This is a genomic window from Paraburkholderia phytofirmans (assembly GCF_046028095.1).
Classification (GTDB): domain Bacteria; phylum Pseudomonadota; class Gammaproteobacteria; order Burkholderiales; family Burkholderiaceae; genus Paraburkholderia; species Paraburkholderia phytofirmans_A.
The window spans coordinates 133,959-146,859 of the sequence record NZ_JAQQDJ010000001.1 but is presented as its reverse complement, the minus strand read 5'-3'; the positions used below and the strand labels follow the sequence as shown (position 1 = coordinate 146,859).

The window sequence follows — 12,901 nt, the reverse complement described above, 5'->3', positions numbered from 1 at the left end:
GTGAGGCGACGTATGTTTGTCGCACAGGATCAATCTACGCATTCCGGTCGATGGGTACTGCGACGAGATGTTACGGACTGCAAGCATCGTCGCAGGATTTGAAAGGCGGGAGCAGCCTTACATAGGTATGCCGTGCGCTGAGTGCCATTCGGTCAAAGCCCTGTCAGATAAGGATTCGCGGTTCCTTGAACCGCGCCGAATCGCGCCCGCCGCTTCGCTCAACCCAAATCACATGGCCGCTTGCGTAATTGCGGCTTACATCTGTATTACCCGATTAATCTGCCGCACTCGACGAAGCCGCCGATGCAGCCGCCGACGAAGCCCCTTGCAACTGCGCGCAAGGGCAATCGGTCGCGCGCCCATCCAGCCCTTGGCGATCGTGTTTGAAGGTGGCGCGCGCGGTGCCGTCTTGCCAGTCGAGGCGAACAATATAAATACTGTCGAAGTCGTCGCTCTTCCAGTTCGGGACGTCGGCGGCATTGCCGCCATGCGCGCTCATCATCTGGCGCAATAGCTTCACGATCAGCTTGTGTTCCCACGCCACGACAATGAGCTTGTTGCGATTGGCGGGATCGACGAGCGCGGTGCCGAGCTGGTCGATCTGAGCGAAACCATACGGTGTTTGCACCGGCATCTGGAACTGGATGGCGGTCGGCTCGATCGTCGCAAGCGGCCGGATGTAGTAGTAGGGCTTGCCGCTGTCGTCTTTCTGCTGGCCGGGATCGGGTGCGTAGATCGCATCCGGTTTGCCGAACTTGGCCGCGATCACGGCCGGCAACGCCAGCGCGCGGTTGAGCCCCTGGCAGTTCAGTTGCCCATAGCCTTGGGCAGGTTTCTCGCCGTGCCGCACGAACACGAGCGTTTCCGTCTGGCCGTCAGCCGCATGCGCCGTGGGTAGCGCCAGCACACCCGCGCACAAGCCGCCGATGGAGAGTGCGACGCCATGCAGGAATCCGCGGAAACGCTTCATAGGGAACACCTGTGCGAGCTGGGGAAGTCGCACGATTCTAGCAGCGGGCGCGAGTGCGTCATCGCGGCGGATATCGAGATCCTGGCGCCGTCCACCGCAAAACAAAGCGGGCGCCTGAGCGCCCGCTTTGTTGCCCAAACGACTGCGCGCGAATTAATCGAGCGCCAGCTTCTGCGAATTGCCGCTGCGGCTTTCGGCGATAACCGGGTACAACACGCCGGCGATCACTGCGCCGAGGATCGGCGCAACCCAGAACAGCCACAACTGATCCATCGCCGCACCGCCGACGAAGAGCGCCGGGCCAGTGGAACGCGCCGGGTTGACCGACGTGTTGGTGACCGGGATCGAGATCAGGTGAATCAGCGTCAGGCACAGGCCGATGGCGATCGGCGCGAAGCCGGCGGGCGCGCGTTTATCGGTCGAGCCGAGAATGACGAAGAGGAAGAAGCCGGTCATCACCACTTCGCAAATGAATGCCGCGGCGAGCGAGTAGTGGCCCGGCGAGCGCTCACCATAGCCGTTGCTTGCGAAGCCGCTGGCAACGAGATCGAAGCCGGGTTTGCCCGACGCGATGAGCGACAGCACCAGCGCACCCAGCACGGCGCCAATCAACTGGGCAACGATGTACGGCAGCAGGTCGCGCGCCGGAAAGCGCCCCGCGACGGTCAGGCCGACGCTGACCGCCGGATTCAGATGGCAACCGGAGATATGGCCGATCGCAAAAGCCATGGTCAGCACGGTCAGGCCGAACGCGAGCGACACGCCCACGAAGCCGATGCCCAGACCGTGAACCGGGCCGGCGAAGTTGGCGGCAAGGACAGCGCTGCCGCAGCCCCCGAGCACGAGCCAGAAAGTGCCGAACAACTCGGCAGCGAGGCGCTTTGACAGCTGCATGATTGGTAATCCTAAAAAGATGAGGCTTCCGCTAGCACGCGCGGCTAAGTCCGTCTGCATACCGGGAACGCGCAATTCTAGGGAAAGGCTGCCAAATCAGGTGTCAAGAATTGTCAATGTGGTGTCGCCTTTACCTTTTTATTGCGAGATAAAGATGCCGTTTTACAATTCGCCGATCTTAATAATTATCAGAGGATATCTTGCTTAATCGGTATTCTTGTCCATTGCGAATTTTTATAATTGCAGTTAGTCTGCGAGCCAATGAGTTCTAGAAAAGGGGAGAACCGGAATGTCTCAATATGCAGACCTCAAGGCGCAGATCGCCAAATTGCAGGCACAGGCAGAAGAAGCGCGGCGTACTGAAATCGACAATGTGGTCGCCGACATCCGCCAAAAGATCGCTGAATACGGTCTGACGGCTCAAGACCTCGGCTTTGCGGTCGCCGCCAAGCGTGGCCGCCCGCCCAAGAAGGCGCCGCTGCCGGCAAAATACCAGGATCCGAAGTCGGGCAATACGTGGAGCGGGCGCGGCAAACCGCCCAAGTGGATCGTCGGTAAGAATCGCGAGCGCTTTTTGATTGGTGCGGCTTGAGCTGATTGCCGGTCGAGGCGAAAGCCAACTGAAGGTTTATTGCACTCGGTCTTTATTTGCTGAGTGGTAATCCGCGATGGAAGCGCATCCATACCCGTATTAAAAAAGCCGCCCTTGAGGGGCGGCTTTTCTGGACAAAGAAGCGGGATAACTTGGATTTGCCGCTCGCGCAAACGATTCACACGACAAATTGACTCACTATTGATCTGCAAATCGGAAACGCCGTAAGCGGCGAATTTCGATAGTCAAGCGGCAGAGCGAGAACTGCCCGGCCGCTTGACCGCCGCGTTTAGCCCACCGCGACCTGACGCAACACCGGGCGGCGCGTGGCTTCGATCAGTGCGGAATAGCCATCGACGTAATTCTGGGCCATCGTCTTCGAGCTGAAGCGGCGTTCGAACTGGGCGCGGATTTCGGTGCGCGACAATTCGTCCAGGCGTTGCAGCGCCGCGACCGCGCCTTGCACGTCCTCCACGATATAACCCGTCACGCCGTGATCGATCACTTCCGGCACCGAGCCGCGGTTGAACGCGATCACCGGCGTGCCGCACGCCATCGACTCGATCATCACGAGACCGAACGGCTCCGACCAGTCGATCGGGAACAGCAGCGCCTTGGCGCCGGACAGGAATTCGGGCTTCTGCGCTTCATTGATCTCGCCGACGAATTCCACATGCGCGAGCGACAGCAGCGGCTCGATTTCGCGCTTGAAGTATTCCTGGTCGGCCTTGTCCACCTTGGCGGCGATCTTCAGCGGCAAACCGCTTTGTGCAGCGATCTTGATAGCTGTATCGACGCGCTTCTCCGGACAAATGCGGCCGAGGAACGCCAAATACTCCGGCTTCTTGTGGGTTTGCGGCGTGAGCAGTTGCTCCGGCAGACCGTGATAAATCGTGTTGAGCCAGTTCGCCTGCGGCAGCGGTGCGCGCTGCGAATCCGAAATCGAGACCACCGGCACGTTGGAGAACGCATCGAACACCGGTTGCAGTTCCGGCAAGTCGAGGCGGCCGTGCAGCGTCGTCACGAACGGCGTGTCCATCGTCGTGAAGAGCGGGAACGGCATGTAGTCGAGGTGGAAGTGCAGCACGTCGAACTCGTGCGCAACCTTGCGGACCTTTTCCATCATCAGGACGTGCGGAGCCAGCGCGTCGCGAATCGTCGGATCAAGGCGCAGCGCACGAGGCCAGCAGGCGTCGAGGTTCGCGGAGGTGACCGAGTCGCCGCTAGCAAACAGCGTGACGTCGTGGCCGAGGTCGACCAGTGCTTCGGTCAGGTACGACACGACGCGTTCGGTGCCACCGTAAAGTTTCGGCGGAACAGCTTCATACAACGGCGCAATTTGTGCGATTCGCATGCGTTTTCTCCTAATCAGAACGGCATCGCACAGCGGCGCTCGAGTAGAGCGAGGAGCGAATGCCTGACGGACGGTTGGGCGCGGTAAGCCGCCGCCCGGGGGTGTTCCGAACCTGCATCGGGTAATCCCTTAGCTTCATTATCGGGATCAGCCGCGCTAATTCGAGTTATTTTTCAAACGCTTAATGTTGTTACAGCGCGAAACATGGCGCGTTACAGGTCGTCTGGACGCCTATCTCCCTAATTGGGAAACGCCGCCGGATGATTATTCGAACGCTAAGAAGCCACCAGCAAGGCGCGGGCCCGACACGTGGAGCGCGACGCCTACACGGTACGCATTGCAGAGAAGTGAAAACGTCTTATAATTCCCGCTCACCGCTGTAACGGTGCGGGCCATGAGTTGACGAGACTCACCATCTGGTTCACATCGGTGAAAGCAGCGTGTTAAAGGCGCATGGAAAATTCCAGATCGCGCGTCTTCGCTCCCTCCAAACCCGCTCCCCGACTCGCCTTTGTAGGAAAAATTCCTACACGAATGACGGATTAATCCGTCAATAAGGCTGGGTGTCTGTCCGATTTTCGTCCGCTCCCCCTTTCGACACAATGCTCGCAAGACCAGAAACGAGCCGATTCGTGCGGTTTAAGTGCGCGCGTCCGAGCAAACGTTTCCGTAACGGCCTGACCAGCCAGATACACCCCGGGGGAATCATGAGCGCGACAAGCGATATGCTCAATGAGATCAGAGAAGTCAACCTGTCTTATCTCCTGCTCGCCCAGCGACTGCTGCGCGAAGACAAGCCGATGGGCATGTTTCGCATGGGGATTTCGGACCAGTTAGCCGATGTGCTCGCCAATCTGTCGTTGGCGCAGACCGTCAAGCTGGCGGCGTCCAATCAGGTGTTGTGCCGTTTCCGTTTCGACGACCATGCCGTACTGTCCGCTCTGGCGGACAAAGGCAAATCCAGCGCCGTGGCCCAGGCGCATTCCGCGATCCTGATGGCAAGCCAGCCAGTCGAGCACCTCGGCTGATGGCACGTTGTAATTCAAACAAAGCGATCAGGACGGGGGAAACGCAAACGGATGGCCTATAAGAGTGTTGTGCTCGAAGTCAGGGAAATCACCCTGGCGATCGAACTGATCGAGCTTGGCGCGCGTTTGCAATTGCTGGAAGCGGAAACCAGTCTGTCGCGCGACCGGCTCATCAAGCTATATAAAGAACTGAAAGGGGTTTCGCCGCCCAAGGGCATGTTGCCGTTTTCGACCGACTGGTTCATGACCTGGCAGCCGAACTTTCACTCCTCGCTGTTCTACAACATCTACCGTTTCATGGCCGGCCACGGCGGCTGCCCGACGATCCAGTCGATCGTGAAGAGCTACCGGCTCTACCTCGAACACGTCCAGCTGCACGACGACGAGCCCGTGCTCAGTCTCACGCGCGCCTGGACGCTGGTGCGCTTTTTCGACTCGGGAATGCTGCAAATGACCGCCTGCTGTCGCTGCGGGGGACATTTTGTCGCGCATGCGCACGATCCGCAGCACGCGTTCGTCTGCGGCCTGTGCCAGCCGCCTTCGCGCGCCGGTAAGACAAAGAAATTCGCCGACGCCCGGGCCCGCGAGAGCCTCGCCGCTCTCGAAGCCTGACCCACAGGGCGGCCGCCGCCGCGCGAGCCGCCTTCCATCTCCCGTGTGGCGGGCCTTGCAGCCCGTTCACGCGACACGCGGTCCCGCCAACCGGCCGCATCCGCCTCTGGTTTACACCGGAGCGACGAGCCGCTTTTCCGCCAAAGTTTTCCGCTTCGTTGCCGTAAACCAGATTAACGACGGTCACCGTCGCTTCTTTGTGAGGGCTCGGCAGTGCTGATTTTCGTGGGAACACTCGTGACGCTTTTGTCCGTTTTCGGCGGTTACGCGCTGGAAGGCGGCCATCTCGGCGCGCTGCTGCAGCCCGTTGAAGTGCTGATGATCGTCGGCGCCGGGGTCGGCGCATTCATTCTGGGTAACGGAATGAAGACGATCAAAGCCACGCTGCGCGTCATTCCAACCCTGTTCAAGGGCGCGAAGTACAACAAGGACGTTTATATGGAGCTGATGGCGCTCCTCTACGTCCTGCTGGCCAAGGCGCGCAAGGAAGGCACGCTGACGCTGGAAGCGGACATCGACGATCCGTCGAAGAGTCCGATCTTCACCCAGTATCCGAAGATTCTCGCGGACCATCACATCATCGAATTCCTGACCGACTACCTGCGTCTGATGGTGGGCGGCAACATGAATGCGTTCGAAATCGAAAGCCTGATGGACGAGGAGATCGAGACGCATCACCAGGAAGGCGAGGCGCCCGCTCACGCGCTGAACAAGGTCGGCGACGCAATGCCTGCGTTCGGTATCGTGGCCGCGGTGATGGGCGTGGTGCACACCATGGCCTCCGCCGACAAGCCGCCCGCGGTGCTCGGCGAGATGATCGCGCAGGCGCTGGTCGGCACCTTCCTCGGGATTCTGCTTTCGTACGGGCTGATCGGGCCGCTCGCGAGCGTCGCCGAACAGCGCGTGACCGAGTCCACCAAGATGTTCCAGTGCATCAAGGTGACGATTCTGGCCAGCCTGAACGGTTACGCGCCGGCGATTGCCGTCGAGTTCGGCCGCAAGGTGCTCTTCTCGACTGAACGCCCGTCGTTCGCCGAGCTGGAAGAGCACGTGCGCCGCGTCAAGGCCAAATAAAGGGCGCCGGGAACCGAACCGATGAGCAAGGACAAAGACCGCGCCATTGTCGTCAAGCGCTCCGCGCCGAAGAAAGCCGGCCATCACGGCGGCGCGTGGAAGCTCGCCTATGCGGACTTCATGACCGCGATGATGGCGTTCTTCCTGCTGATGTGGCTGCTGAGTTCGGCGTCCACGGTGCAGTTGAGGGGCATTGCCGACTACTTCAACCAGCCGTTGAAGATCACGCTGTGGGGCGGCGACCGCAGCGCCGAGGATTCGAGCATTCTGAAGGGCGGCGGCCGCGATATCTCGACCGACGCACAAGGCGTGACGCGCTCCAGCGACGGTTCGAACAACCGCGCCGAGCACAGCGCCGCGCACGGCAGCGAAGACTCGATAAAACAGTTGCAGGGCGAGCTGGAGCGTCGCGAGCAGGTTCGCCTGCACGATCTGCAGGTCAAGCTGATGGCCGCGATCGAAGCGAATCCGGTGCTGCGCCAGTTCAAGCAGCAGATCCGCATCGACTCGACGCTGACCGGCTTGCGCATCGAGATCGTCGACTCGCAGAAGCGGCCCATGTTCGCGACCGCGAAAGACCAGGTCGAACCGTATATGCGCGACATCCTGCGCGAAATCGGCCACACGCTGAACGACGTGCCGAACCGCATCATCGTGCAGGGCCACACCGACGCCGCGCAGTACGCGGGCGGCGAGAAGGGCTACAGCAACTGGGAACTGTCCGCGGACCGCGCCAATGCGTCGCGCCGCGAGCTGATCGCCGGCGGCATGGACGAAGCGAAGGTGATGCGCGTGCTCGGTCTCGCGTCGACGCAGAACCTGAACAAGGCGGACCCGATGGATCCGGAGAACCGCCGCATCAGCATCATCGTGCTGAACAGGAAGTCGGAGGAGGCGCTGAATCATGACGACTCCACCACGACCACCTTGTCGGACGATGCAGCCGGCTCCAAGCCGTTGCTGCAAAAGCTTGCGCAGCCAGTGACGGTTGCACCGAAGTTGCCGGCGGCGGTGCCGTCGGCCCAGTAACAGACAGCGATTGTCCCGCTGACTCACGCGCCGTGCCGGCGCGGACGGCGGGACGATCCATAGCGTACGTGCAGCGAGGTTTTCATGATCAGGCACATCCTGGCAATCGACGATTCGGCATCGATGCGGCAGATTCTCGCCGCCACGCTGACGACGGCAGGCTACGAGGTGACGCTCGCGGCGGACGGCAACGAAGGGCTCGAAAACGCGCTCGCCATGTCGTTCGACCTCGTGCTGACCGACCAGTACATGCCGGGCAAGACCGGCCTCGATCTGATCGCCGCGCTGCGCAACAACCCGGCTTACCAGGCCACGCCCATCCTCGTCCTCACGACGGAATCGGGCGAGCCGTTCAAGGAAGCGGCACGGGCCGCGGGCGCGACCGGCTGGATCGAAAAGCCGCTCGACCCGGACATGCTGACCGAACTGGTGGCGGCGCTAGCCGAACCAGACCACGCGTAAGCGCCACCATAGACCCAGTTATAGAAGCTCTCGACGCGGCGGCACGGCAGCCCAAGCCAAGACAGGAACTCTCGCGGTGACCCAGGCATGACACTCGACATCACTCAGTTCTATCAGACGTTCTTCGACGAAGCGGACGAACTGCTCGCGCAGATGGAGCAGTTGCTGCTCAATCTGGATATCGCTCACCCGGACCCCGAAGACCTCGCGGCAATCTTCCGCGCGGCGCATTCGATCAAGGGCGGCGCGGCGACGTTCGGTTTTACCGCGTTGACGGAAACGACGCACATTCTCGAATCGCTGCTCGACCGCGCGCGCAATAACGAACTCGTGCTGCGCAAGGACATGATCGACACGTTCCTCGAAACCAAGGACGTGTTGTCCGGCCAGCTCGCCGATTACCGCGCGAGCGCCGAGCCGGACGCGGCCACCGCGAAGGCGATCTGCGCGAAGCTCGAACGCCTGAACGCGGAAAGCCGCGACGGTGTGGCACCGGCCGCTGCGGCGAGCGCGGCACCAGTTGCAACACAGGCAGTACAGGCAGCACAGGGCGGCACCCCGCCGGAGCACGTCGTCGAACAGGCGGTGCAGGCGGCGGGTGAATGGACTGACGGCGAACCGGCACAGACCGGGCAAGCCACGGGAGCCGGCGAAGAAACCGGCCCCCATCTGAAAATTACGCTACGGGGCGTTGGTGAGAAGGACCAGGAACTGCTGGCCGAAGAGCTCGGCAACCTGGGCAACATCGTCGGGCAGGTCAAGAGCGGCGGCGATCTGACGCTGTGGCTCGCGACCGATGTGACCTCCGATGACATCATCGCCGTGTGCTGTTTCGTGATCGACGAAAGTCAGATCGTGATCGGCCGCGGCACCGCACCGGCGGACGACACGCAGCAAGGCGAACCTGGAACGCCCGACGCTGCCGGTTCGTCCCCGGCGCAAGCAGTACAGACAGATCATGCGGACCACGCAGCATCGCCGGCACCGGCGGCCGGCACCGCTGCACCCGCACCAACGGCCACGCACGGCCTGTTCGAAGCCCCGGCCGCAGCAGCGCCGGCCGCGGCTCAACCCGCGGCAACCACGAGCGCACCGGCGCCAGCTTCAGCAAGCGCAGCCGCACCCGCCGAGCAGGATCGCAAGGCGGCACGTCCGGCTGCGGCAGCGGGCGGCGCGGAAGGCAGCTCGATTCGCGTCGGCGTCGAAAAGGTCGATCAGCTGATCAACCTGGTCGGCGAACTGGTGATCACGCAAGCCATGCTCGCGGAAACCACCAGCACGTTCGACCCGGCACTGCACGACCGCCTGTTCAACGGCATGGCGCAACTCGAGCGCAACGCGCGCGATCTGCAGGAAGCGGTGATGTCGATCCGCATGATGCCGATGGATTACGTGTTCAGCCGCTTCCCGCGACTGGTGCGCGATCTGGCGGCGAAACTCGGCAAGGAAGTGGAACTCGTCACCTTCGGGCAAGCGACCGAACTCGACAAGAGCCTCATCGAACGGATCATCGATCCGTTGACTCACCTCGTGCGCAACAGTCTCGACCACGGCATCGAAACCGTGGAAGCGCGGCGCGCGGCGGGCAAGGATTCGACGGGTCAGCTGGTGCTGTCGGCCGCGCATCACGGCGGCAACATCGTCATCGAAGTGAGCGACGACGGCGCAGGCTTGCGCCGCGACAAGATTCTCGCGAAGGCGGCCAAGCAGGGCATGCAGGTCAGCGAAACCATGTCCGACGAAGAAGTCTGGAACCTGATCTTCCTGCCGGGCTTTTCGACGGCGGAACAGGTCACCGACGTATCCGGCCGCGGCGTCGGCATGGACGTGGTCAAGCGGAACATCCAGTCGATGGGTGGTCACGTGGAAATCACTTCGCACGCCGGCAAGGGCAGCACCACGCGCATCGTGTTGCCGCTCACGCTGGCGATTCTCGACGGCATGTCGGTCAAGGTCGGCAACGAGATTTTCATTCTGCCGCTGAACTTCGTGATGGAGTCGCTGCAGCCGCAAGCCGAAGACATTTACACGGTCGCCAACGGCGAGCGCGTCGTGCGGGTGCGCGGTGAATACCTGCCGCTCGTGGCGTTGCACGAAGTGTTCAACGTCGAAGGGGCGAAGCAGGAACCGACGCAAGGCATCGTCACCATCATGCAAACCGAGGGGCGCCGCTTTGCGATGCTGATCGACGAGCTGGTGGGCCAGCAGCAGGTGGTCGTGAAGAATCTGGAAACGAATTACCGCAAGGTGCACGGCATTTCCGCCGCGACCATTCTGGGCGATGGCAGCGTCGCGCTGATTGTCGACGTGGCGGCGTTGAACCGTGAAACGCGCCATGCACACGGCGCGCTGAGCCTCGCATGATGTCGGTCACATTCGCCGCAACAGTAACACTTACTCAACTCATTTCATCCCAACCGTTTGGGGGCTAACGTGGCAGAAGTCCAATCCATCAATTCGAGCGTCGCGAACGCGAGCGGCGCGAGCCGCCGCGACGCGCAGCAGGCAGACGCCGGCGGTCAGGAATTCCTCGTCTTCACGCTCGGCGCCGAAGAGTACGGCATCGACATTCTCAAGGTGCAGGAAATTCGCGGCTACGACAACGTGACGCGGATCGCCAATGCGCCCGAGTTCATCAAAGGCGTGATCAATCTGCGCGGCATCATCGTGCCGATCGTCGACATGCGCATCAAGTTCCATCTGGGTCGTGTCGAGTACGACCACCAGACGGTGGTGATCATCCTGAACGTCGCGCATCGCGTGGTCGGGATGGTGGTGGACGGCGTGTCGGATGTGCTGACGCTCGCTACCGACCAGATCATGCCGGCGCCGGAATTCGGCGCCACGCTGACGACCGAGTACCTCACGGGTCTGGGCACCGTCGACGGCCGCATGCTGATCCTGATGGACATCGAGAAGCTCATGACCAGCCGCGAAATGGCGCTGATCGAAACGCTCGGCGCTTAACGGCCGCAGCCTTCACGAAACGATTGGGATAGGGAGCATCGAAATGCTGAGCAGGTGGTCGATTCGCACGTCGTTGACGATGGTGGGGATCATTCTGGTCGCGCTGACCGTGGTGGTCGGCGTACTTGGGCTGAGCGCGCTGAATCGCGCGAGCCAGTCGCTCGACCGCATTGCGCGCGGCGATCTGATCGCCATTCACGCGCTGGACGATGCCTCGGCGTACCTGCTGCGCTCGCGCGTGTCGCTGGACCGCTTCAATGCGTTGAGCGCGGCGGGCGACACGGAGCAGGCGAAGAAGGTGCTCGATCGTGCGGAGGAGTTGTACGGCAAGGGCAATCAGAGCTGGCAGACGTATCTCGACGCGCCCAAGAACGGCGTGGAGCAGGCGCAACTCGACGAACTGCTGGCGCGCCGTACGGCGGTGATGCGTGAAGGCCTGGAACCCGAGTTCGCCGCGCTGCGTGCGAACGATCTGGCTGCCTATCACGCGATTGCGGATACGAAGATCAGCCCGATGTTCGTGTCTTACGACAACGCGGCCTCGGCGGTCATCAAGAGCTTGCAGCAGCAGGCCGTGGATCAGCAGGCGAGCGCGCAATCGAACATCTCGCTGATGACGACGCTGATCATCGCCGTCACCGCGCTCGCACTGCTTCTCGTGGTGGGTATCCGCTTCGCGCTGCGCGGCCTGATCGTGCAGCCGCTCGCCGACGCGACCGCGTGCTTCGAGCGCATCGCCGCGGGCGACCTGTCGGAGACGATCAACGTCTTCAGCCGCAATGAAATCGGGCGCCTGTTCGCGGGCATCAAGCGCATGCAGGACAGCATGTCGACGATGGTGAAGGCGGTTCACAGCAGCACGGAATCGATCGACACCGGCGCGCGCGAAATCGCCATGGGCAACACCGACCTGTCGCAGCGCACCGAACAGCAGGCCGCGTCGCTGCAGGAAACCGCGTCGAGCATGGAGCAGTTGACCGGCACCGTGCGGCAGAACGCCGAGAACGCGCGTCAGGCGAGCCAACTGGCCGTCAACGCATCCGACATCGCCACGCGCGGCGGCGACGTGGTGAGCCAGGTCGTCACGACCATGCAGGACATCGCGAGCAGTTCGAACAAGGTCGTCGACATCATCGGCGTGATTGAAGGCATTGCTTTCCAGACCAATATTCTCGCGTTGAACGCGGCAGTCGAAGCCGCGCGCGCCGGCGAACAGGGCCGTGGCTTCGCGGTGGTGGCGGGCGAAGTGCGCAGCCTCGCGCAACGCAGCGCGAGCGCCGCGAAGGAAATCAAGGAACTGATCGGCGACTCGGTCGACAAGGTGCAAAGCGGCTCGGCGCTGGTGGGCCGCGCCGGTACCACGATGGACGAGATCGTGCAGGCCGTGCGCCGCGTGACCGACATCATGGGCGAAATCAGCGCGGCGTCCGAGGAGCAGTCGGGCGGCATCGAACAGGTGAATCGCGCGGTCGTGCAGATGGACGAAGTCACGCAGCAGAACGCGGCGCTGGTCGAACAGGCGGCGGCCGCGGCGGCATCGCTCGAAGATCAGACGCGTCAGTTGCAGGCTGTGGTGAGCGGCTGGAAAGTGGCCGGCGGCGCGGCGCATAACAACGCGGCGGCAACGCGTTCGCAATCGACGGCGTCCCGTGTGACCAGCGGCAAGAGCAAGCCGGCGGCCAAAGCCGCGCCGCATGCATCCGTGAACGGCGGCGCAGCGCATCCGGCGGCAGGCACGGCAGCGACGAACACCGCACCGGCGTCAGGCAATCACGAAGCAGGCGCCGCACGTGTCGAACCGGCACTCAGGCCGAAGATGGCCCGCGCGGCATCCGAATCTGTTGCACGTCCGGCCGCGGCAAGCGCGGCCACGGCGGGCTCGGATGCGGACTGGGAAACATTCTAGGAAGTGGCACAAA

At 62.3% G+C, this 12,901-nt stretch carries 12 protein-coding genes; 9 read left to right on the top strand and 3 right to left on the bottom strand.

From position 1 onward, the window contains the following. Nucleotides 1-274: 274 nt before the first annotated feature. Nucleotides 275-970 (bottom strand): histidine phosphatase family protein, encoded by a 696-nt coding sequence (locus tag PQR54_RS00705; protein WP_408243661.1) that lies wholly within the window; start codon nt 968-970, stop codon nt 275-277. Nucleotides 971-1,123: 153 nt separating this feature from the next. Continuing rightward, nucleotides 1,124-1,864 (bottom strand): aquaporin Z, encoded by a 741-nt coding sequence (aqpZ, locus tag PQR54_RS00700; protein WP_106303275.1) that lies wholly within the window; start codon nt 1,862-1,864, stop codon nt 1,124-1,126. Nucleotides 1,865-2,153: 289 nt separating this feature from the next. On the opposite strand from aqpZ, the gene PQR54_RS00695 reads away from it, so the two are divergent. Next, nucleotides 2,154-2,456 (top strand): H-NS histone family protein, encoded by a 303-nt coding sequence (locus PQR54_RS00695; RefSeq protein ID WP_007179981.1) that lies wholly within the window; start codon nt 2,154-2,156, stop codon nt 2,454-2,456. Between the two features lie 289 nt (nt 2,457-2,745). Here PQR54_RS00695 and PQR54_RS00690 read toward each other — a convergent pair whose 3' ends face one another. After that, nucleotides 2,746-3,810 (bottom strand): glycosyltransferase family 4 protein, encoded by a 1,065-nt coding sequence (locus PQR54_RS00690; protein ID WP_134457545.1) that lies wholly within the window; start codon nt 3,808-3,810, stop codon nt 2,746-2,748. A gap of 707 nt (nt 3,811-4,517) precedes the next feature. Here PQR54_RS00690 and flhD point away from each other — a divergent pair. The 8 genes from flhD (at nt 4,518) to PQR54_RS00650 (ending at nt 12,888) form a co-directional block, all read left to right on the top strand. Next, nucleotides 4,518-4,838 (top strand): flagellar transcriptional regulator FlhD, encoded by a 321-nt coding sequence (gene flhD, locus PQR54_RS00685; RefSeq protein ID WP_012434732.1) that lies wholly within the window; start codon nt 4,518-4,520, stop codon nt 4,836-4,838. Between the two features lie 51 nt (nt 4,839-4,889). Continuing rightward, nucleotides 4,890-5,450 (top strand): flagellar transcriptional regulator FlhC, encoded by a 561-nt coding sequence (flhC, locus tag PQR54_RS00680; RefSeq protein WP_408243660.1) that lies wholly within the window; start codon nt 4,890-4,892, stop codon nt 5,448-5,450. Between the two features lie 213 nt (nt 5,451-5,663). After that, a complete protein-coding gene (motA, locus tag PQR54_RS00675) occupies nt 5,664-6,524 on the top strand; it encodes a flagellar motor stator protein MotA (RefSeq protein WP_006050895.1) in 861 nt (286 codons plus the stop codon). A 21-nt stretch (nt 6,525-6,545) separates the two neighbouring features. Next, entirely contained in the window at nt 6,546-7,553 is a 1,008-nt protein-coding gene (motB, locus tag PQR54_RS00670) for a flagellar motor protein MotB (RefSeq protein ID WP_408243659.1), read from the top strand. 84 nt (nt 7,554-7,637) lie between these two features. Then, nucleotides 7,638-8,015, top strand: coding sequence for a response regulator (locus PQR54_RS00665; RefSeq protein ID WP_007179975.1), 378 nt, complete (start codon nt 7,638-7,640; stop codon nt 8,013-8,015). A gap of 87 nt (nt 8,016-8,102) precedes the next feature. Further along, nucleotides 8,103-10,379: a chemotaxis protein CheA gene (cheA, locus tag PQR54_RS00660; protein ID WP_408243658.1), complete on the top strand. Its 2,277-nt coding sequence runs from the start codon at nt 8,103-8,105 to the stop codon at nt 10,377-10,379. A 69-nt stretch (nt 10,380-10,448) separates the two neighbouring features. Then, entirely contained in the window at nt 10,449-10,982 is a 534-nt protein-coding gene (cheW, locus tag PQR54_RS00655) for a chemotaxis protein CheW (RefSeq protein ID WP_408243657.1), read from the top strand. Between the two features lie 43 nt (nt 10,983-11,025). After that, on the top strand, nt 11,026-12,888 hold the full coding sequence (locus PQR54_RS00650; RefSeq protein WP_408243656.1) for a methyl-accepting chemotaxis protein: 1,863 nt from the start codon (nt 11,026-11,028) through the stop codon (nt 12,886-12,888). Nucleotides 12,889-12,901: the final 13 nt, after the last annotated feature.